The 21,314-nt window shown below is 72.7% G+C and carries 18 protein-coding genes and 1 pseudogene; 11 read left to right on the top strand and 8 right to left on the bottom strand.

From position 1 onward, the window contains the following. Positions 1–137: 137 nt before the first annotated feature. A complete protein-coding gene (locus VIU94_RS08925) occupies positions 138–1,169 on the bottom strand; it encodes a saccharopine dehydrogenase family protein (protein WP_331909387.1) in 1,032 nt (343 codons plus the stop codon). 139 nt (positions 1,170–1,308) lie between these two features. On the opposite strand from VIU94_RS08925, the gene VIU94_RS08930 reads away from it, so the two are divergent. Next, entirely contained in the window at positions 1,309–2,262 is a 954-nt protein-coding gene (locus VIU94_RS08930; protein WP_414720912.1) for a helix-turn-helix domain-containing protein, read from the top strand. A 209-nt stretch (positions 2,263–2,471) separates the two neighbouring features. Then, a complete protein-coding gene (locus tag VIU94_RS08935) occupies positions 2,472–3,266 on the top strand; it encodes an SCO2400 family protein (protein ID WP_422664587.1) in 795 nt (264 codons plus the stop codon). 53 nt (positions 3,267–3,319) lie between these two features. On the opposite strand, the gene helR is transcribed toward VIU94_RS08935, so the two are convergent. From helR to VIU94_RS08950, 3 genes are all read right to left on the bottom strand, one after another. Further along, entirely contained in the window at positions 3,320–5,485 is a 2,166-nt protein-coding gene (gene helR / locus VIU94_RS08940) for an RNA polymerase recycling motor ATPase HelR (protein WP_331909391.1), read from the bottom strand. 240 nt (positions 5,486–5,725) lie between these two features. Next, positions 5,726–6,148, bottom strand: a complete 423-nt coding sequence (locus tag VIU94_RS08945) for a spore germination protein GerW family protein (RefSeq protein ID WP_331909393.1) — start codon at positions 6,146–6,148, stop codon at positions 5,726–5,728. A gap of 267 nt (positions 6,149–6,415) precedes the next feature. After that, the gene (locus VIU94_RS08950) at positions 6,416–7,681 is read right to left on the bottom strand and encodes an MFS transporter (protein WP_331909395.1); all 1,266 of its coding nucleotides are present in this window, start codon (positions 7,679–7,681) and stop codon (positions 6,416–6,418) included. A gap of 154 nt (positions 7,682–7,835) precedes the next feature. On the opposite strand from VIU94_RS08950, the gene VIU94_RS08955 reads away from it, so the two are divergent. Genes VIU94_RS08955 through VIU94_RS08980 form a run of 6 tightly spaced genes read left to right on the top strand, consistent with a single transcriptional unit; the run spans position 7,836 to position 13,675 of the window. Then, a complete protein-coding gene (locus VIU94_RS08955; RefSeq protein WP_331909396.1) occupies positions 7,836–8,870 on the top strand; it encodes an ABC transporter substrate-binding protein in 1,035 nt (344 codons plus the stop codon). Beyond that, positions 8,860–9,993: a FecCD family ABC transporter permease gene (locus tag VIU94_RS08960; RefSeq protein ID WP_331909398.1), complete on the top strand. Its 1,134-nt coding sequence runs from the start codon at positions 8,860–8,862 to the stop codon at positions 9,991–9,993. The genes VIU94_RS08955 and VIU94_RS08960 overlap by 11 nt, the downstream gene beginning before the upstream one ends. Then, positions 9,990–10,799, top strand: a complete 810-nt coding sequence (locus tag VIU94_RS08965) for an ABC transporter ATP-binding protein (protein ID WP_331909400.1) — start codon at positions 9,990–9,992, stop codon at positions 10,797–10,799. Before VIU94_RS08960 ends, VIU94_RS08965 begins: the two co-directional genes overlap by 4 nt. Positions 10,800–10,813: 14 nt before the next feature. Next, a complete protein-coding gene (locus tag VIU94_RS08970; RefSeq protein ID WP_331909402.1) occupies positions 10,814–11,683 on the top strand; it encodes a Rossmann-like domain-containing protein in 870 nt (289 codons plus the stop codon). Then, on the top strand, positions 11,680–12,732 hold the full coding sequence (locus VIU94_RS08975; RefSeq protein WP_331909404.1) for a GHMP family kinase ATP-binding protein: 1,053 nt from the start codon (positions 11,680–11,682) through the stop codon (positions 12,730–12,732). Before VIU94_RS08970 ends, VIU94_RS08975 begins: the two co-directional genes overlap by 4 nt. After that, positions 12,653–13,675 (top strand): pyridoxal-phosphate dependent enzyme, encoded by a 1,023-nt coding sequence (locus VIU94_RS08980; RefSeq protein ID WP_331909406.1) that lies wholly within the window; start codon positions 12,653–12,655, stop codon positions 13,673–13,675. The genes VIU94_RS08975 and VIU94_RS08980 overlap by 80 nt, the downstream gene beginning before the upstream one ends. 15 nt (positions 13,676–13,690) lie before the next feature. Here VIU94_RS08980 and VIU94_RS08985 read toward each other — a convergent pair whose 3' ends face one another. Then, on the bottom strand, positions 13,691–14,848 hold the full coding sequence (locus tag VIU94_RS08985; RefSeq protein WP_331909408.1) for a magnesium and cobalt transport protein CorA: 1,158 nt from the start codon (positions 14,846–14,848) through the stop codon (positions 13,691–13,693). Between the two features lie 152 nt (positions 14,849–15,000). Here VIU94_RS08985 and VIU94_RS08990 point away from each other — a divergent pair, with 152 nt between their 5' ends. Next, the gene (locus VIU94_RS08990; RefSeq protein ID WP_331909410.1) at positions 15,001–16,131 is read left to right on the top strand and encodes a winged helix DNA-binding domain-containing protein; all 1,131 of its coding nucleotides are present in this window, start codon (positions 15,001–15,003) and stop codon (positions 16,129–16,131) included. Position 16,132: 1 nt separating this feature from the next. On the opposite strand, the gene VIU94_RS08995 is transcribed toward VIU94_RS08990, so the two are convergent. Further along, complete coding sequence (locus tag VIU94_RS08995) at positions 16,133–16,966, bottom strand: helix-turn-helix transcriptional regulator (protein WP_414720913.1); 834 nt, start codon at positions 16,964–16,966, stop codon at positions 16,133–16,135. Between the two features lie 122 nt (positions 16,967–17,088). On the opposite strand from VIU94_RS08995, the gene VIU94_RS09000 reads away from it, so the two are divergent. After that, positions 17,089–18,765, top strand: coding sequence for an AMP-binding protein (locus tag VIU94_RS09000; RefSeq protein ID WP_331909414.1), 1,677 nt, complete (start codon positions 17,089–17,091; stop codon positions 18,763–18,765). Next, the gene (locus VIU94_RS09005) at positions 18,762–20,384 is read left to right on the top strand and encodes an AMP-binding protein (protein ID WP_331909416.1); all 1,623 of its coding nucleotides are present in this window, start codon (positions 18,762–18,764) and stop codon (positions 20,382–20,384) included. The genes VIU94_RS09000 and VIU94_RS09005 overlap by 4 nt, the downstream gene beginning before the upstream one ends. An 18-nt stretch (positions 20,385–20,402) precedes the next feature. Here VIU94_RS09005 and VIU94_RS09010 read toward each other — a convergent pair whose 3' ends face one another. Then, complete coding sequence (locus tag VIU94_RS09010; protein WP_331909418.1) at positions 20,403–20,945, bottom strand: GNAT family N-acetyltransferase; 543 nt, start codon at positions 20,943–20,945, stop codon at positions 20,403–20,405. A 49-nt stretch (positions 20,946–20,994) separates the two neighbouring features. After that, positions 20,995–21,314: pseudogene (locus VIU94_RS09015) on the bottom strand (hypothetical protein); the annotation flags it as partial.

Consider the following 21,314-nt stretch of genomic DNA (forward strand, 5'->3'; position numbering starts at 1 on the left):
GAAACGCCCCAATAGCTCCTTCCCCAAGCTCTCGGCTCCGCTCGAGCAGGGGAGACCCCATCCGAGGCGCTCCGGCGCCTTGCGATGCACCGCACCAGACGCCGCGACCTATCCGACCCTGATCCGCCGGACAGGCCCTAGCGGTGCAGGTCCACGGAGAGATGGTCGGACAGCGAGCTGAGGAAGTCGCCCGCGTCGAAGACCGCACCGGCGGAGGCGACGCCGACCGTACGAGTCCGGCCGCTGAGGACGCGGTCCACCGCCTCCACCGCCAGCGGCGCGGTGACGGCGTAGATGTCCTGCCCCGACGCCACGGCCCGCCGCTCCTCACCGCCCGAGCGCACCACCACGTCGACGACGAAGGTCTGCGCGGACCGACCGGCCTCATCGACCGCGGTCGGCGCGGGCGTGTCCGGGGCCGCCAGGTCCCGGGCCGCCTCGACCGTCATGTACGTGCGCACCTCGGGGATCGGAAGGTGGCTGGGCAAGGTCACGACGTCGGCCATGGTGAAGTCCCCGATGACGTCCCGCGCCTCGGCGGAGCCGGGGAACGACCACGTAAGGGTCTGTGCGGCGTCGTCGAGGTGCTCAAGACGCCCGTCGGTGTAGCGCAGACGTCGCCCGCCGCGCCGCTCATGGGAGACCGCGCCGGCGAGGCGCGTACCCGCAGTGGGGTGCCAGCTGTTCAGCCCGTACGCGACATGCGCCTCGTCGGCCTTCGTCCAGTCGCCCATGGCCGCCGTGGCCAGCAGGTCGCCGAGGCCGCCGTAGAAGGCCATCGCGGGGACGATCACCGTCCCGGCCTCGCGGGCGCGGTCCGCGAAGTGCGCGAACGTGTCGAGGTTGGCCTCGATCTCGGCCGCCACGTCCACGTACGGGATCCCGGCGCGCAGTGCGGCCTCGATGACGGGGGCGGCGGTCGTGGCGAAGGGCCCGGCGCAGTTGATCACGGCCGCGACGTCGGCCAGCGCGCGGTCGAGCGCGGCCGGATCGTCGACCGCCGCCGGCCGGGCGTCGAGCCCGGGATGCGCCGCGGCGAGTTCGCCCAGCTTGGAGGCGTCGCGGCCGGAGAGCACCGGGACGAACCCGCGCTCCAGCAATTCCGCCACCACGAACCGACCGGTGTGCCCGTACGCGCCGTACACCGCGACCTTCTGTCCCGTTGCCATGACTGATCTCCCCGTTCTGGGTGCTTGCTTGACCGTTCAACGACAACCATGGTGCTCCGAACGGGCACCCGAGTGTGAGTGTCCGGAACGACAACGCCCGTACAATTACGGACACCGACACAGGGGGCAGGGGTAGAGGATGGAACCGATCGCACTGGCCGTCACCGACGGAATGCTGCACTTCGAACTCTGCGTGGCGTACGAGGTGTTCGCCTCCGCTCCGGACGCCGTGGAGGGCCCCTGGTACGACCTCGAGCTCTGCGGCCCCGAGGCCGTACGGGTCGGCGGCCGCTTCCTGCTGGAGCCCGACCACGGCCTGGACCGGCTGGCGCGCGCCCACACCGTGATCGTGCCCGCGCTGGCCGACGTCGACGTGCCCCCGCCCGCCGACCTGGTCGACGCGGTCCGCGCGGCGCACGAGGCGGGCGCGCGGGTGGCCTCGCTCTGCACGGGCGCGTTCGTCCTGGCCGCGGCCGGCCTGCTGGACGGCAGACGCGCGACCACACACTGGGCTCACACGGACGAACTCGCCGCCCGCTACCCCCGGGTGGAGGTCGACCCTGACGTGCTCTACGTGGACGGCGGCAGCGTGCTCACCTCCGCGGGCAAGGCCGCCGCGATGGACCTGTGCCTGCACCTCGTCCGCCTCGACCGAGGCGCGGCGACCGCCAACGCCGTGGCCCGCCGTCTGGTCGTGCCGCCGCACCGGGCGGGCGGCCAGGCGCAGTTCGTCACCGCGCCGGTGCCGGCCCAGGACGACCACCCGCTCGCCGCCCTGTTCCCCTGGGCGATCGAACGGCTCGACCAGCCGCTGACCGTGGAGGACCTGGCCCGCCGGGCCCGGATGAGCTCGCGCAACCTCGGCCGCCACTTCCGCGCGACGACCGGCACGACGCCCCTGCAGTGGCTGCTGGTCCAACGGATCCGCCGCGCCCAGGAGTTGCTGGAGAAGACCGACGACGGCGTCGACGCCATCGCGACCGCCACCGGCATGGGCACCGCCACGACACTGCGCCGCCACTTCAACCGCACGGTCGGCGTGCCCCCGGACACGTACCGCCGCACGTTCCGTGCGCGCGCAGCGCAGGGGTGACCGGCGGGCCCGGCCCTGGGCGCGGCGGCGACCGCCGGCGCGGAGACGCGCGTGAACGACTGCCGAGAATCCGCTCAGGGGCGTCACACAGGCTGCACACAATCTTTCGAAAGGCTGGTTAGCGTTGCTGGCCGTTCGGTTCCACTCGCGAACGTGATCAGGTCGTGGCCGGCCCGGCCGACGGCGCAGTCGACTCAGGAAGACCGCAGATGGACTACTGCTCGGCTTGTCGCCGGCATCTGAACGGTGCCCTCGTCTGTCCCGGGTGCGGCGCCTACGCGCCGGACATAGCTCCGCCGCCGGTGGCGGACACCAGGGAGACGGCATGGGCGTTCACGCCCCCGCCCACCCCGCCGCACGAGAGCTACAGCGGCCCCGGCGACGAGGCCTCAGCCGACGTGGATGCCGACGTGGACGTGGACACGGACGGGGCGCCGAGCCTGCCGCAGGGGCGGGCGGCGCGGCGACGTCAGATGGCCCGCTGGAAGAAGAACCAGCGACGCGCCGTCGTGGCCACGGCAGTCGCCCTCATGGGCGGCGGCCTGACGGCTGCCGCGATGGAGCGCGACAGCGGAGCGCGAGCGCAGGCGGCGACGGCTCCTGAGGAGGTCCGCACCGGCACGCCGGATCAGCAGACGCCCCCGCAGGCGCCCCCGCCCACGACCCGGCCCACCACCCCGGATTCCTCGCACCCCCGCGACGTACCGACCCCGGCGACGAACCCCCCGCGCCAGTCGTACACGCCGCCCGCACGGCACGCCGCGCCGCCCGCCCAGCGCACGGAGGTGAACCGCCCGGAGACGGTCGCCGTTCCCCGTGCACAACCCTCTGATGCGAAGGCACCGGTTCGCCCCGCCGCGACCCCGTCCCAGCCCGTCACCGGCACCGGCACCGTGCTGCCGGTGACCGACGACGAGGCGACCCCCCAGCCGTCGCAGACGACCCCCGCGACGGGGGACCGGTCGGGCCACGAACTCTGTCTGCTCGTGGTCTGCATCGGCTGAGGGGCGAACCGCCCCTGAGCCAGGAGCTGATCAGCTCCTGAGTCAGGAGCTGATCAGGAGCTCGTGAGGACGACGAGTCGCTGCGTCGCGCGCGTCATGGCGACGTAGCGGTCGACCGCCCCTTCGATGCCCGTTCCGAAGTTCTCCGGGTCGACGACGACCACCAGGTCGAACTCCAGGCCCTTCGACAGCGACGGCGTCAGCGAGCGGACGCGGGACGTCGCCTCGAACGTGGGGTCGCCGATGACGCAGGCGATCCCCTCGGCGTGCGCGGCGAGCCAGTCGTCCAGGATCGCGTCGCGTTCCGCGACGGAGCCGTGGACGACGGGGATGCCGCTGCTGCGGATGGAGGTCGGCACGTTGGCGTCCGGGAGCGCGGCCCGGATGACCGGCTCGGCCTCCGCCATGACCTCTTCCGGCGTCCGGTAGTTGATGCTCAGGGAGGCCACCTCGATCCGGTCGAGCCCGACCCGCTCCAGGCGTTCGGCCCACGACTCCGTGAACCCGTGCCTGGTCTGGGCGCGGTCGCCGACGATGGTGAAGCTCCGGGACGGGCAGCGGAGCAGCAGCATCTGCCATTCCGCGTCGGTCAGTTCCTGCGCCTCGTCCACGACGATGTGCGCGAACGGGCCGGCGAGCAGGTCCACGTCGCCGCCGGGCAGAGCGGCGTCGTCGATCAGACTTTCCTGCAGGTCCTTTCCGCGCAGCATCGTCACCGCGCCCTCGCCGTCGTCGTCGGCCGCGAGCACGTTGTCGATGACATCGGCCATGCGGGCGCGCTCGGCGGCCACGGAGGCGGCGTGCAGCCGCTTGAGCCGCGCCGTCTCCGGGTCGCCGAGCCGCTGCCGGGCCGCGTCCAGGATCGGCAGGTCGGACACCGTCCACGCCTGGGCGTCCGCGCGCTGCAGCTGCCGCACCTCGTCGCGGCTGAGCCAGGGGGCGCACATCCGCAGATACGCGGGTACGGACCACAGGTCTCCGACGAGGTCGGAGGCGTCGAGCGTCGGCCACGCGCCGTGGACGGCGTCGACCAGCTCGTTGTCGTTCTGCAGCGACTTGCGGAGCTGCTCGGGCGAGACGTCGACGTCGAGCCCGCGTTCCTCCAGCTTGTCGAGCAGGATCGTGGCCAGCTCGTCCCAGATCAGCTCGCGCCCCTCGTTGTGCGGGGTGCTCGGTCCGGTCGCCGCGTCGAACGCCTCGGCCCAGTCGGTGGCGGTCACCCGGACGTCGGCCCAGTCGGTCGTGACCGTCATCCCCTGGGTGGGCGGCTCCTCGTAGAACCTGACGGCCTTCTCGATCGCCTTCACCATGTCCGCGGACGACTTCAGGCGGGCGACCTCCGGGTCGGTCTCGGGCGCGGCTCCGGCGCCTTCGGCGACGAGGTCCCGCACGGTGCAGGTCTGCACGCCCTCCTCACCGAGGCTGGGCAGGACGTCCTCGACGTACGCCAGGTAGGGCTGGTGCGGGCCGACGAACAGCACGCCGCCGCGCCGGTGACCGAGGCGGGGGTCGGAGTACAGAAGGTGCGCGGAGCGGTGCAGGGCGACGACGGTCTTGCCCGTACCCGGACCGCCGTCGACGACTAGGGCGCCGCGCGAACTCGCGCGGATGATGGCGTCCTGGTCGGCCTGGATGGTGCCGAGCACGTCGCGCATGCGCGACGAACGGTTGCTGCCGAGGCTGGCGATGAACGCGGACTGGTCGTCGAGCGCGGCGTGCCCCTCGAACCCGTCGGCGGTGAACACCTCGTCCCAGTAGTCGCTGATCCGGCCGCGGGCCCAGCGGTACCGGCGGCGGCTGGCGAGCCCCATCGGGTTGGCGTGGGTGGCGGCGAAGAACGGCTCCGCGGCGGGGGAGCGCCAGTCGATCAGCAGCCGCTTCCCCTCGCCGTCGGTGAGGCCGAGCCGCCCGATGTACACGGGCTCGGCGTCGTCCGCGCCGACGACGCGCCCGAGGCACAGATCCAGACCGAAGCGACGCAGGGCCCGCAGGCGCCCGGTCAGCCGGTGGATCTCCGTGTCCCGGTCCATCGCCTCCCGGCCGACACCGCCGGGCGCCTTGCGCGCGGCGTCGAGGCTGTCGGACAGTTCGGCGATCGTCCGCTCCAGGCTCTCCGCTATCGCCGCGAAGTGCTGCTCGTCGCCGGCGATCAGCGCCGGGTCGGCCTTCGGGGAGAGGTGGTCGGGCAGATCGAACGCACTGGTGCTCAGGGCAGTCATGTCACCGTTTCCGCAGGTTCTGGGCTTAGGCCAGTGATTCTGCGGCACGACGGGGGCCTTGCGGCAAGCCCCCTGGTGCGCTATAAGGTTCATAGTGGCAGGGAGTGCGTACTCCTTCTTGCCCTCATGAGGGCAGCGGTCGTTCGACCGCCGCCCTCCACGTCTTTCAGTTCGTCACTTCTCCCCGGCTAGTCCTCCCGGTCGACGGCAGTCGGGGCGCCGTCGATCCAGCGACACCGGCTACAGCCGGTCCCGCTTGGCCCACCGCAGGGCAAGCCGAGAGGTGGCCATGCCGGCCGCGAAGGCGGCAAGCGGCACGACGATGCTCACCCATGGGTCCCTGACCGGTTTGTAGGCGGCGGTTCCGTCCTTGATCACGATGAAGCCGCGGGGCCGGGCTGCGGCTCCGCCCCCGCCTCCCCCGCCTTCGCCGGTCTTGGCCTCCGTGGTGTCGCGGCCGGCGCCCCCGCCGAAGCCGAAGGCGATCTCGGCGACGGGGATGACGGTGACGTCCCCGTCGGTGACGGGCTCGCCGTAGACGGCCCGCACGGAGGCCCGTGCGCCGAGCTTGTCGCTGAGGTGTTCCAGCAGGTCGGCGGTGACACGAGCGACGGCCGACTCCGCCGGTCGGGCGGGCTTCATGTCGTCGTCCGGGTTGGTCATGGGGTGCCTTCCTGGTCACGGCGTACGGCGGTGCCGAGGATGTGGGCGTCCGCCGGCATCTTGGATTCTCCCCAGTCGAGGTGCACTCTGCAGCGGATTCCCTTCGGTCGGACGGACGTAGTCCCCGGCCCCTCGCACTGCCTGTCTCACGCGCGCGAAGTGGTGGGCGCCGCCAACTGGCTGTCCAGCACCTCCGGTTAGGTTCCTCGATGCTCAGTGGCCGGGACGGCCTGATGCCCTCCCGGCCGCTGGCCTCGCCCCCGGCGGTCAGTCCCTCGTCGCCGGTGCCGTTCGCGCGAAGTGGCGGGCGGTGGGCGTCAGCGCCGCTGCGGCCGGTACGAGGAAGCAGGCGGCGGCGCACACGGCGAGTACGGCCGTGACCCCGAAGGCGTCGATGGCCGGGGCGATCAGGGCCAGGCCGACCGGGGCCAGGCCGTAGGAGACGAGGAAGTCCAGCGAGGAGACGCGGGCCAGCTTGTCCGGGGCGACCTCGCGCTGAGTGGCCGTGAACCAGGGCACGTTGAACAGCTCGATGCCGATCCCGGCGATGGCGTACGCGGCGACGACCACGACCGGGTGCACGGGCAGCATCAGGCTCAGCGGTGCGACACCGTACGCGGCCAGCCCGGCGAAGGCGGCCCAGCCCTGGGAGCGCGGCCGCCAGCGGGCGATGACCAGGGCCCCGCCGAGCGCACCCACGGTGTACGCGGTCATGGCCGCGGCCAGCACCCACTGGGTGTCGTAGCGGTCCCGGCTGATCAGGGGCAGCGCGACGCTGGTGGCGGAGTAGCCGAGGGCGATGACCGCGACGAGGGCGGCGAGTCCGGCCAGGAACCAGGGGTGGCGGCGTGCCTCGCGTATGCCCTCCAGGAACTCGACGCGGAAGCCGGCGCGTGGGGCGGGTTCGGCGGCCGGGTCCACAGCGGCAGCGGCACTCTTGCCCGGGACGAGCGCGGCGACCAGCCAGAGCAGGCCGATGCCGAGCAGCAGCGTCCAGATGTCGAGGAAGGCCGCGAGCAGCGCGGTCAGGGCGGGTCCGGCGAGGGTGGAGCTGCGTACCGCCAGGGTCATGGCGGCGTTGGCCTGCTGGCGGCGCTCGGGGTCGACGGTCTCGGCGGTGAGCGCCTGGAACGCCGGGCGGCAGGCGCCCTGTCCGGCGCCCGCGAGGGCGGCGGCGACCGTCATCAGCACGAGCGAGCGGCCGAGCCCGGCGGCGAGGAGGGGCGCGGCGACAGCCGCCGCGAGGGCGGACCAGAGGACGACAGCGCGCCTGGAGTGCCGGTCGGCCAGCACACCGCCGACGGCGACGGCGGCGAGGAAGCCGGCGGTGCGGGCGGCAAGGACCAGGCCGAGACCCGAGGCGCCGAGGTCGCGGTGGAGTACGGCGAGTCCGAGGACGAAGGGCAGGGCCCAGGTCGCGAGCCCGGAGGCGGTGGCGCCCGCCCACAGACGCAGGAACGCGGTGTCGCGCAGGACCGAACGCGGGGGCGGGGTATCGGACTTGGCCGCGGTGGGCGCGGGTGTGGTGGTCACGGTGTGGGCGCTCCTCGGAGGCGGGGAAGCGGCCGGGAGGACCGCACCCCTGTGTGGTTAATGAAAATGAATTCCATTACAGTACCCTTCGAACGCGGCATTCCTGCCCGGTGCACGACAACGCCCACGCCCTCCCTCCCAGACCGGAGAACCCATGCGCCACCCCGCCCGCCTCGGCATCGCCCTGACCATCGCCCTCGCCACTGTGGGCTGCTCCACGGCAGCCGGGGACGGCTCCAAGGCGGACCGCAAGCCTGCCGCCCAGGCCACTGCCAAGGCGGCCTCCGTCACCAGCTGCGGGCGACAGGTGCCCTTCGCCGAACCGCCTGAGCGGACCGTCGCCCTGGACCAGACGTCGACCGAGACCCTGCTCGAACTCGGGCTCCAGGACCGGATGGCGGGAACCGCCAACCTCAAGACGAAGATCCCCGCCAAGTACCAGGCCGCGTACGGCAAGGTCCCGGTCATCGCCCCGAAGATCGCCACCGGCGAGCAACTGCGCGCCGCCACCCCCGACTTCGTCGTCGCCGGCTCCACGGACCTCTACACCGAGGACCGCGCCGGAACCCGCGAGGAGCTCGGCACGCTCAAGGTCCCCACGTTCGTCAGCGCGGTGGACTGCCCGCAGCAGAACCCGGCCGGCGCCACCCCCTTCGAGCTCCTCTTCTCCGACTACGAGAACCTCGGCAAGGTCTTCGGCGCCGAGGACCGGGCCGGCAAGCTCGCCGCCGACCAGCGCGCTGCGGTCGCCAAGGCCGGGGCGAACGCCTCCAAGGTCCCCGAGGGCGCGGGCCGGCCCACCGTGGTCTACCTCTACTCCGTCTTCAACGGCATGCCGTATGTGGCGGGCAAGACCGGCCTGCCCAGCGAGATGAGCCGGATCGTCGGCGCGAAGAACGCCTTCGACGACGTCGACGAGGACTGGCCGGAGGTCTCCTGGGAGGAAGTCGCCGAGCGCGACCCCGACTTCATCGTGATCGGCGACCTCTCCGAGCGCGGCCGGCCCGGCGACAGCGCCGCCGAGAAGCGCGCCACGATGAACCGGCACCCGGTGATCTCCAAGCTGGCCGCGGTCCGCGACGACAAGATCCTCGTGGTGCCGGGCATCGAGCTGGATCCCTCGGTGCGCTCCGTACATGCCCTGGGGCTGCTGGCCGACGGCATGAAGGACCTCGGGTATGTCCGCTGACCCGGTCACCCGGAGGGGGCCGGCGGATCTGCTGCTGCCGGCGGCCCGCGGGCGGGTGGTGACGGGGGGCTCCGTCGCCACGCGGCCCGTGTCGGCCGAGCACTCCGGCCGGTCCGCGGCTGCCCAGGCGGCCCTCTTCCTCCTCGCCGCTGCCGCCCTGGCGGGCTCGGTGGCGGCGGCCGTGCGCATCGGCGCCGCCGATGTGGGCTGGATCGATCTCGCCCGCGTCCTCGGCGTCCATCTCGGCCTGGACGTCGCGCCGTTGCCCCCGCTGCTGGACTCCCTCATCTGGGACCTGCGCCTGCCGCGCGTGCTGATGGCCGCCCTCGTCGGCGCCTCGCTCGCCGTGTGCGGCGCGGTGCTCCAGGCGGTCACCCGCAACGCGCTCGCCGACCCCTACCTGCTCGGCGTCTCCTCAGGCGCGTCCATGGGAGCCGTCATCGTGGTCGTGCTCGGGATCGGCGCGACCACGCTCGGGGTCACCGGCGGCGCGCTCGCCGGAGCGCTGCTCTCCTTCGGGCTGCTCCTCCTGTTGCTGCGGCGCACCGGTCTCGACTCGGTCCGTATCGTCCTCACCGGCGTGGTCGTCGGCCAGCTCTTCACCGCGCTGACCTCGCTCGTTCTGATGGCCTCGGCGGACGCGGACACCACGCGGGCCGTCACTCACTGGCTGCTCGGTTCTATGGCGCCGGCCCGCTGGGACACGGTCGTGGTCTGCGCGATCGTCACCCCGTTGGGGCTGTCGGCGGCGTGGCTGTGCTCGAACGCCCTCGACGGGCTCGCGTTCGGCGCCGACACCGCCGCGTCCCTCGGGATCGGTGTACGGCATACGCGGATGCTGCTGCTCGTGGTCACGGCCGCGCTGACCGCGGTGGCGGTGGCCACCGTCGGCGCCATCGGTTTCGTCGGGCTGATCGTCCCCCACGGGGTGCGGTTCCTCGTCGGGCCGCTGCACCGGGTGCTGCTGCCCTACGCGGCGCTGGCGGGTGCGGTGTTCCTCGTGTGGACGGACGCGCTGGCGCGGATCGCCTTCGCACCCCGCGAGGTCCCCGTGGGCGTGATCACCGCCCTGCTCGGCGTGCCGCTCTTCCTCCTCGTCCTGCGCAAAAGGGGTGAACTGTGAGGATCACCGCCGAAGAGCTGAGCTGGTCGGTGGCGGGCACGCAGGTCGTACGCGAGGTCAGCGCGGACATCGCCCCCGGCGAGACCGTCGGACTGCTCGGCCCCAACGGCTCGGGCAAGTCCTCGCTGCTGCGCTGTCTGGCCGGGCTCCGCGCGCCCGACGCGGGCACGGTCCGTTATGACGGCGAGCCCGTACGGCAGTGGAGTGCGCGCCGGATCGCCCGCCATGTCGCCTTCGTCGAACAGGACTCGGGCGCGGACAGCGATCTGCGGATCGTCGACGTCGTGGGCCTGGGGCGGACCCCGTTCCGGGACCGCTGGCGCGGACCCGACGCCGACGACCGGGCTGTGATCGCCGCCGCGCTGGAGCGCGTCGGACTCACCGCGCTCGCCGGCCGCTCCTGGAAGGCACTCTCGGGCGGCGAACGCCAGCGCGCCCACATCGCCCGCGCGCTGGCCCAGCAGCCGTACGCACTCCTTCTCGACGAGCCCACCAACCACCTGGACGTCAAACACCAGCTGGAACTGATGGAGCTGCTGACCGGCACCGGTCAGACCGTCCTCGTCGCGCTGCACGACCTGTCGCTCGCCGCCCGGTACTGCGACCGGCTGCTGCTCCTGCACCACGGCCGCCTGATCGCCTCCGGCGCCCCCACCGCCGTCCTGACCGCCGAGCGGCTCGCCGAGGTCTTCGAGGTGGACGCCGAACTCACCACGGACGCCCTGGGCAACCCAGCGCTCACCTACCGCGGCCCGCTCGGCGCACCGGCCCCGGCCATGGCACCGACCCCCCAACCCACCCTGTGAAGAAGAGAAATCCCATGAACCCGACAAGCCCGCTCCCCGCCACCGCTACCGACACCGCCGCCGCGGCCCCGACCGTCGACGCGCTCATCGAGGCCGTCCTCGCAGGCGAACACGGCCCGCTCCCCTCCGAACTCGTCGCCACCAGCGTGTTCTGGATTCACCACGGCACCCGCCTGGCCGGCGGCGACACCACCTACCTCAACCAGTACGTCCTGGTCCGACTCGGCGGCTCCTTCGGCGGCTGCGCCTTCGAGGCCGGCGAGATCGCCCCGTCGATCTGCCGCGACTCCTCCGGCGCCCCCCTCGACGTCCTGCTGCGCGAGGCCCCGCGCCCGCTGCGGATCGCCGCCCTCGACGCCTACCTCTGCGAGACCCGCCCCCACCGCGCGGCCGGCGAGGCAGGCGAGGCCGAGCCCATCGCCCTCCCCACCGGCGCCCCGGAGGTCCGCGCGAAGGCCCGCGACGCGGCCATCGCCGGCCTCCTGGACATCGAGGAGGGCGCCGAGGTCGGTCTCATCGGCGTCGTCAACCCGCTGGTCGAGGCGATCCGCGAGCGCGGCGGCCAGCCGCTGCCCTGCGACTTCAACCTCAAGGCCACCCAGTGGGGCGACCCCGTCACCGACGACATGCACGAGGTGCTGGAGCGCGCCGAGGCCGTCGTCGCCACCGGAATGACCCTGAGCAACGGCTCGTTCGACACCATCCTGGAACGCTGCCGCTCCCGCGGCATCCCGCTGATCGTCTACGCACAGACCGGCAGCGCCGTCGCCCGCGCCTTCCTCGGCTCGGGTGTGACCGCCCTGTCCGCGGAACCGTTCCCCTTCTCCCAGTTCAGCGCCGAGGAGACGGTTCTGTACCGCTACCGGACGGTGGGCGGCGCGTGATCCCCGCCGCCCGCCCGGCGGCGCCCGGTGCCGGTGACCTCCCCATCGGCACCGGGTACGCCCCCTGCCACCACGGCGAGATCCTCCAGGGCGTCTTCCTCGACGGCGACGGGCGCCGGTGCGCGGGACTGGTCACCCTGCCGATGGCCGGCCCCGGCAGCCACGCCGAGTTCGTCCGCCGGCCCGGCACGGCGTCCGAGGCGCTGACCGTCGTACCGGCCGGCCGCACGAAGGCCGCCCGGGCCGCGGCACTCGCGGTGGCCGAGTCCGCGGAGCGGGCCGGAGAGCGGCCCTGCGGTGGGGAGTTGCGGCTCACCGGAGACGTACCGGTGGGCCTGGGCATGGGCAGCTCCACCAGTGATGTGATCGCCACCGTGCGCGCGGTCGCGAATTCGTACGGGCTGCGGCTGCCCGCCGACACGGTCGCCCGGCTCGCGGTCCGGGCGGAGCTGGCCTGCGATCCGCTGATGCTGGACGGCCGCCCGGTGCTCTTCGCGCAGCGGGAGGGCAGGGTCCTGGAGGTCCTCGGCCCGGCCCTGCCGCCCCTGGTCGTGGTCGGCTGCACCCTCGGCGGGGGAGCGCCCGTCGACACCCTGTCCCTGCCCGTACACACGCCCGCCGATGTCGACGCGGACCAGGTACGGGCCTTCGAGCGGCTGCGCACGCTGCTGCGCCGGGCGGTGGCCACCGGCGACGTGCAGCTGCTCGGCGAGGTCGCCACCGCCAGTGCGTCGCTCGGCCAACGGGTGCTCGGCCACCCGGAGTTCGAGGCTCTGACCGGCATCGCCCGACGGGTCGGGGCGGCCGGTGTGCAGATCGCGCACAGCGGCGCGGTGGCGGGGGTGCTGTTCGACCCGGCCGCGCCGGGCCTGCGGCACCGCGTGCGCAGCTGCCTGCGCGCCCTGGACGCCCACGGCATCCCCGCCACCCGGACGTTCGCGACCCTCACCACCACCAAGGAGATCCTGAATGGACCAGCACATCGCGGAGTCGATCGGCCGGCCGGACCTGATACGCCTCGACGACCGGCTCGTCTGCCTGCGCTTTGAGACGATGAAGGCAGTCTCCGCCCTGGCGGCGGTACGGCAGCTGCTCGACACCGGCGTCGTGCGCCGCGGGGACACCCTGCTGGACAGCTCCAGCGGCATTTACGCCTACGCCCTCGCCCTGGCCTGCCACCGGCATGGCATGCGATGTCACATCGTCGGCTCGACGACGGTGGACCACACGCTGCGCACCCAGCTCGCCGTACTGGGGGCGACGCTGGAGCAGATGGAACCGTGCAGCGACCTCAAACTCGACCAGAAGCGGCGCGTCGAGCGGATCCACGAGATCCTCGCCGAACACCCCGAGTACCACTGGATGCGGCAGTACCACGACGACATCCACTACCTCGGTTACCGCTCGATCGCCGACCGGATCCGGGAGGCGACCGGCGCCGACGGGCTCACCGTCGTCGGCGGCGTCGGGTCGGGGGCCTCCACCGGAGCCCTCGCCCGCTACCTGCGCGGTGCCGCCGACGGCACGGCCGACGTCGAACTCGTGGGCGTCCAGCCGTACGGCAGCGTCACCTTCGGCGCCGAGCACGTATCGGACCCCGAGATCATCATCGCCGGGATCGGCAGCTCCATCCCCTTCGGGAACGTCACGCACGAGCTGTACGACACGCTGCACTGGATCTCCTTCGAAGCGGCCCTGGCCGGCAGCGTCGACCTGCTGCGGCGGCACGCGGTCTTCGCCGGGCTCTCGACCGGCGCCGGCTACCTGGCCGCCCGCCACGAACGCGAACGCGCCCCCGAGCGGACGGTCCTGTTCATCGCCCCCGACACCGGCCACCGCTACGTCGACACCGTCTTCGCCCGGCACCGCGAGGCCGCACCGCTCGCGGACCTCGCCCCCAGGGAGGTGTCGCACCAGAGCGAGCTGGCCCTGCCGTGGTCCCGGATGCACTGGAACCGGACCCCGGTGGCGGCTCCGGCCATGGCCTCGTAACGCCGAAGTCGTCCGCTACAGCCAGTCCCGCTTCTTGAAGATGAAGTACAGGCTCGTGCACACCGCCGCCATCAGCAGAATCGCGAACGGATAGCCGAAAGCCCAGTCCAGCTCCGGCATCGTGTCGAAGTTCATGCCGTAGATGGTTCCCACGAGTGTGGGTGCGAAGAGGATGGCGGCCCACGACGAGATCTTCTTGATCTCCTCGTTCTGTTCGAAGCCCGCTTCCGCCAGGGCGCGCATCTCCGCGTTCTGCTGCTGGGTGACCAGGGTCGCGTTGACGGTGAGGATCTCGCTGAGGGCCTGGCGGAAGCCGTCGACGCGCTCGCTGGTGTGGGTGACGTGGTCGGCGACGTCGCGGAGGTAGCGCTGGAGTTCCTCGTCCGTGCCGTACTTGGCGAAGCCGGCCATCAGGCCGTGCAGCATGCCCACCAGGGGGCGGGTGGCGCGCTGGAACTCGACCATTTCGCGGGAGAGTTCGTAGATGCGGCGGGACACCGCCGGGTCGCCGCCGAAGACCTCGGTCTCGATCTCGTCGATGTCGTTCTGGACTCCGGCGACCACCGGGGCGTACCCGTCGACGACCGCGTCCAGGATCGCGTACAGCACCGCTTCCGGGCCCAGGGCCAGCAGCTCCGGGGTCTCTTCCATGCGGCGGCGGACCGCCGACAGGTCGGGGGCCGCGCCGTGCCGGACCGTGATCACGAAGTCCGTGCCGACGAACACATGGAGCTCGCCGAAGTCGACCTCCTCCTGCGCGTCCAGATAGCGGGCCGCCCGCAGGACCACGAAGAGCGTGTCGCCGTACCGCTCCAGCTTCGGGCGCTGGTGCGCCTCCATCGCATCCTCGACCGCCAGCTCGTGCAGGTCGAACTCGGCGGCCAGGGAGTGCAGTTCCCCCTCCGTCGGACGCTGCAGGCCGATCCACGCCATCCCCTCCGGCTGCTCCCGCAGCTGGCGGAACGTCTCCGCGAGCGAGTCCGGCGTGGACACCCGCCTGCCGTCCCGGTACAGCGACGCCTGCACCACGCTCGGCTGCGGCTCCGATGCCAGTGGATCCGCTGCAGGTCCCTTCTTCGCCGACGGGCCAGACGGACCCGACGGGGGCTCGGGCTGGCGGCGCCAGGAGTGCTTGAGCGGGGACAGGGCGGCTCGGGGGCGGCGCTCCGACATCGGGGGGTCCACCTCCAGTTTTGGGTGATCGGCGTCTCGGAGCAGGATATACGCGGCCAATACGCGCAGCTCTTCGGTTCCCCCGGGTCGGGCTCGCCCCCTCTCTGCCTTGCGGACCGTATCTGTCCGCAACCCTGAGTACCGTTCCTGCCATGCCCGCCAAGAAGAACGCCCACCCGGTCCTCACCCGTCGCGAGCTCAACCGGGCCACCCTCGACCGGCAGCTCCTCCTGCGCCGGTCGTCCCTCTCCGCCGAGGACGCCGTGCGCCATCTCGTCGGGCTGCAGGCGCAGAACACCAAGCCGCCGTACTACGCGCTGGCCGCGCGGCTCGACGGGTTCCGGCCCGAGGATCTCTCCGCGCTCATGGAGTCCCGGGCGGTGGCCCGGATGGTCACCATGCGGTCCACCATCCACACCCACACGGCAGACGACTGCCTCGCCCTGCGGCCCCTCATGCAGGCCGGCGGGCCCGACCGCGAGCTGAAGGTGTTCCTGGGCCGGAACGGGCTCGACGGGGTCGACCTCGACCGGCTCGCCGCGCTCAGCCGGGAGCTCGTCGAGGAGGCGCCGCGGCCGGTCAAGGAGCTTCGTACGCTGCTGCTCGCCGAGTGGCCGGACGCCGATCCGCTCGCCCTCACCGTCGCCGCCCGCTGTCTGCTGCCGCTGGTCCAGGTCACCCCGCGCGGGCTCTGGGGCCGCAGCGGGCAGGTCGCCCTGACCACCGCCGAGCGCTGGTTCGGCCGGCCCGTCGCCGACCCGCCGCCCGCGCCCGACGCGACCGTCCGGCGCTACCTCGCCGCCTTCGGCCCGGCCTCGGTGAAGGACATGCAGACCTGGTCCATGCTGACCGGGCTGGGCGAGGCATTCGAACGGCTCCGGCCCGAGCTGCTGGTCTTCCAGGACGAGAAGGGCGTCGAGCTCTTCGACCTGCCCGACGCGCCCCGGCCCGAAGCCGACACCCCGGCCCCGCCGCGCTTCCTCGCCGAGTTCGACAACCTGCTCCTCTCGCACGCCGACCGCACCCGCGTCGTGTCCCCTGAGTACCGCGGCCGCACCTGGACGGGGAACCAGGCGCACCGCACCTTCCTCCTCGACGGGTTTCTCGCCGGGACCTGGCGGCTGGACGCCGGCAAGGACAGCGTCGTCCTGACCATCGAAGCCTTCGCCGCACCCTCCCGTGCGCAGCGCGCCGCCATGGAAGAGGAGGCCGGCCGTACCCTCGCCGTCCTCGCCGCCGACGTTCCCCATCACGACGTGCGGTTCGCCGACCCCGCCGAGTGACCTACGGCAGTACCCCCGCCTCCCTCGCCGCCACCACCGCCTCCAGCCGCGTGTGCGCCCCCAGCTTGCGCATCGCCGAGCGCAGGTACGCCTTCACCGTCTCCGGCCGCAGCCCCAGCCGCTCCGCGGCCGCCGCGTTCGTCGCCCCCGTGGCGACCGCAGCCAGCACGTCCAGCTCCCGCGGGGCCAGGGCTGCCTCCGGACCCCGGCCGGGGCCGCCCGACGCCGAGGCCAGCCGACCGCAGACGGCAAGGAGCCGCTCGCGCAGCTCCGGGTCCTCGATGCGCGGGGCCAGCTCCCGCAGCTCCCCGTGCGCCCGCCGCACCTCCTCCCACGACGGCTCCGCCCCGGGCATCCGCCGGGCCTCGTCCCGTACCGCCAGCGCCTGCTCCACGTCCCGGGCCGCCCCCACCGCCGCGTCGAAGGTGCGCTCGCCGATCGGCAGGGCGTCGCGCAGGGCCCCGTACAGCACGCCGCGCACCGTGCGCCGGACGACGACCGGCACCGCGATCACCGAGCGCAGTCCCTCCGCCGACACCGGTCCGTCGTACTCGTGGGTGATGTGCCGCGCCGACGGGTAGTCGGTCACCGCGCACGGCCGCGCCAGCGCGATCGTCCGTCCGCCCAGGCCGCTGCCCGTCGAGATCGACAGGCCGTCCAGGGCCGGCGTGAGCGCGCCGCTCAGCTCGGCGATCCGCATCCGCCGGCCGTCGCCCTGCAGCAGGCCGCCGAAGGCGACCGGCAGCCCGGTGGCGCGCCGCAGCCGCAACAGGGCCGCGCGCAGCTCCGCGGCGCCGTCCCGCGAGTCCCAGCCGCCTCGTCCGTCCCGTCCGATCACGCCGTTTCCTCCAGCTGGAGCACCCCTGAGCACCCCCGAACGGGGGTAGTGAGACCTGGGTCACCGATTACACGATGTCCCTGACCGGTCCCGCAACGGTCCCGCAACGAGGAGGACGCATGTCGGAACGCAGCGAGACGACGAGGTTCCGGGCCGCCCGGGACTTCCTGCTGCAGCACCGCGAGGACTACGAGACGGCGTACGAGGGCTTCGCCTGGCCCCGGCTCGACCGTTTCAACTGGGCGCAGGACTGGTTCGACGTCATCGCCCGGGACAACGACCGCACCGCGCTGCACATCGTCGAGGAGGACGGCAGCGAGGTCCGGCGGACCTTCGCGGAGATGTCGGAGACCTCGGACCGGGTCGCCAACTGGCTGCGCGGGCTCGGTGTGCGGCCGGGGGACCGGATCATCGTCATGCTGGGCAACCAGGTCGAGCTGTGGGAGACCGCGCTCGCCGCGATCAAGCTGCGGGCCGTCGTCATCCCCGCGACGCCGCTGCTCGGGCCGGCCGACCTGCGGGACCGGGTGGAGCGCGGCCGGGCCCGCCATGTGATCGTGCGGAGCGAGGACACGGCCAAGTTCGCGGAGGTACCAGGGAATTACACCCCGATCGCCGTCGGCGAGCGCCTCCCGGACTGGATCGCGTACGAGGACGCGTACGGGGCGTGCGCGCCCTTCGACAATGCCGGGGTCACCCACGGCGACGACGCGCTGATGCTGTACTTCACCTCCGGCACCACCGCCCGCCCCAAGCTCGTCGAGCACACCCACACCTCGTACCCCGTGGGCCACTTGGCCACCATGTACTGGATCGGTCTGCGCCCGGGCGACGTGCACCTCAACATCTCCTCGCCCGGCTGGGCCAAGCACGCCTGGTCCAACCTCTTCGCCCCCTGGAACGCCGAGGCGACCGTCTTCGTCCACAACTACACGCGCTTCGACCCGGCCCGTCTCATGGCGGAGATGGACCGCGCGGGCGTGACCGCCTTCTGCGCCCCGCCGACCGTGTGGCGGATGCTGATCCAGGCGGACCTGTCCCAGCTGAAGACGCCCCCGCGCGAGGTCGTCGCGGCCGGCGAACCGCTCAACCCCGAGGTCATCGAGGCCGTGCGGCGCGCCTGGGGCATCACCGTCCGGGACGGTTTCGGCCAGACCGAGACCGCCGTCCAGGTCTCCAACAGCCCCGGCCAGCGGCTCAAGGAGGGCTCCATGGGCCGGCCGAGCCCCGGCTTCAAGGTGGAGCTGCTCGACCCGGTCACCGGCCGGCCGGGCGCGCAGGAGGGCGAGATCTCGCTCGACCTGTCCACCGACCCGGTGGGCCTGATGACCGGCTACCACGGCGACCCCGAGCGCACGGCCGAGGCCATGGCCGGCGGCTACTACCGCACCGGCGACATCGGCGCCCGCGACGCCGACGGCTACATCACGTACATCGGACGCGCCGACGACGTCTTCAAGGCCTCCGACTACAAGATCTCGCCGTTCGAGCTGGAGAGCGCCCTGCTCGAGCACGAGGCGGTGGCGGAGGCGGCGGTCGTCCCCGCGCCCGATCCGCTGCGGCTCGCGGTGCCGAAGGCGTACGTGGTGCTCGCGGCCGGCTGGGAGCCGGGACCGGACACGGCGAAGGCGCTCTTCGAGCACTCGCGCGCGGTGCTCGCCCCGTACAAGCGGGTCCGGAAGCTGGAGTTCTCCGACCTGCCCAAGACCGTCTCCGGCAAGATCCGCCGGATCGAGCTGCGCGAGCGCACGGCCAAGGGCGAGGGCGTCGAGTACGACGAGGGGGAGCTGCGATGAGCCGGTCCCAGGAACCCGAGATCCTGTCGTACGCGCACGGCACGAGCACCGTCCCGCTGCTCGCCGACACCATCGGCGCCAACCTCGACCGCGCCGTCGCCGCCTGGCCCGACCGGGAGGCGCTGGTCGATGTGCCTTCCGGACGCCGCTGGACGTACGCCCGATTCGGCGCGGACGTAGCCGAGTTGGCGGACGCACTGCTCGCGAGCGGGGTGACGAAGGGCGACCGGGTCGGGATCTGGGCGGTCAACTGCCCGGAGTGGGTGCTGCTCCAGTACGCCACCGCCCGCATCGGCGCGATCATGGTCAACATCAACCCGGCTTATCGGGCCCACGAGTTGGAGTACGTGCTCCGGCAGGCCGGCATCACGCTCCTGGTGTCCTCGCTCGCGCACAAGACCAGCGACTACCGCGCTCTGGTCGAGCAAGTGCAGGGAAACTGCCCGGAGTTGCGCGAGACCGTCTACATCGGCGACGCGAGCTGGGACGCGCTCGTCGCGCGCGCGGCCGACGTGGGCGAGCTCCGCCCGGCCGCGCTGAGCTGCGACGAACCGGTCAACATCCAGTACACCTCGGGGACGACCGGCTTCCCCAAGGGCGCGACCCTCTCCCATCACAACATCCTCAACAACGGTTATTTCGTCGGCGAGATGATCGCCTACACCGAGCAGGACCGGATCTGTGTTCCGGTGCCCTTCTATCACTGCTTCGGCATGGTGATGGGAAATCTCGCGGCCACCTCGCACGGCGCGTGCGTGGTCATCCCGGCCGCGTCGTTCGACCCGGCGGCCACGCTGCGCGCCGTGCAGCAGGAGCGCTGCACCTCGCTGTACGGGGTGCCGACCATGTTCATCGCCGAGCTGAACCTGCCCGACTTCGCCGCGTACGACCTGTCCTCGCTGCGCACCGGCATCATGGCGGGCTCGCCCTGCCCGGTGGAGGTGATGAAGCGGGTGGTCGCCGAGATGAACATGGTGGAGGTCTCGATCTGCTACGGCATGACCGAGACCTCGCCGGTCTCCACCCAGACCCGGCGCGAGGACGACCTGGAGCGCCGTACCGGCACGGTGGGCCGCGCGCTGCCGCACGTCGAGGTGAAGATCGTCGACCCGGCGACGGGCGTCACCGTCCCGCGCGGGGAGGCCGGCGAGCTGTGCACCCGCGGCTACAGCGTGATGCTCGGGTACTGGGACGAGCCGGAGCGAACGGCCGAGGCGATCGACGCCGGGCGCTGGATGCACACGGGCGACCTGGCGGTCATGCGCGAGGACGGCTACGCGCAGATCGTCGGCCGGATCAAGGACATGATCATCCGGGGCGGCGAGAACGTGTATCCCCGCGAGATCGAGGAGTTCCTCTACGCCCACCCGAAGATCGCGGACGTGCAGGTGGTGGGCGTGCCGGACGAGAAGTACGGCGAGGAGATCCTCGCCTGCGTGATCCCGCGCGACCCGGCGGACCCGCCCACCCTTGAGGAGCTCGCCGCGTTCTGCCGGGACCGGCTGGCGCACTACAAGATCCCGCGGCGGGTGGAGATCCTCACGGACTTCCCGATGACGGTGAGCGGGAAGGTCCGGAAGGTGGAGCTGCGGGAGCGGTACGGGGTGGCGGCGGGGTAGCCGGAGGGCCGGGCGGGCTCAGACTTCCGGCCGGGGGTGTACGAGCGCGGCGTCGAGCTCCCGTCTCATGCAGACGCGCGGCCAGGAGTCGAGGCCGTGCGCGGCCTCCGCGCTGCGGATCTCCCGCAGGCCGTCGGTGAGTTCGGCGTCCACGAGGGTGCGGAAGCCGAGCCGGGCGTAGTACGGGGCGTTCCACGGCACCTCCGTGAAGGTCGTCAGGGTCAGCGCCGTGAGGCCCTGCGCGGACGCGATGCACGCCAGGTGTTCGATCAGGGCCCGGCCGATGCCGCGCCGGGCCGCCTCCGGGTGGACCGAGACCTGTTCGATGTGCGCGGCGCCGTCGACGGTGTCCATGAGCAGGTACGCCACCGGTCGGCCGTCACCGGCCGGGTGTGCGACCCAGGCCCGGCCGGTGCTGCGGTACGACTCCAGGACGTCCAGCGGCAGCGGCTCGTCCTCGGCGATCGCCGTCATGCCGAGCGAGCGGAAGGGTTCGCCCGCGGCGCGTTCGATGTCCTGGAGCAGCGGGAGTTCGGCGGGTGAGGCCGGTCGGATGCGCATGCTTCGAGTATCGCGCGCCGGGGGCGGACGGGTTCGCCCGCGTACCCGACTAGTCGCTGCCGCCCCCACTCCCGCAGCCTCCGGAGTCGCCGCCGCCGTCGCCGTACTCCCGGTAGACGCGGATGTGGAGGCCGGGTATGTCATGGACGCGCTTCCAGGGGAGGCCGGTGTCCTGGTTGCCCCTGCCTGCGCCGAGCAGGCCGCCGTCGCGGGCGAAGTGCGGGTAGAAGAGCTTCAGGGCGGGGTCGCCGTACAGCGCCACGTACAGCTGGATCCGCTCGGCCGACCCGGCGTCGAGCGCGAGGGCGCGGCGGTGGGCGGGCAGCGGGTGGCGGGCGCGCTCGCCGGCGAGCGTGCGGCGGGCCTCGG

The sequence above is a fragment of the Streptomyces sp. genome (assembly GCF_036566765.1).
GTDB lineage: Bacteria > Actinomycetota > Actinomycetes > Streptomycetales > Streptomycetaceae > Streptomyces.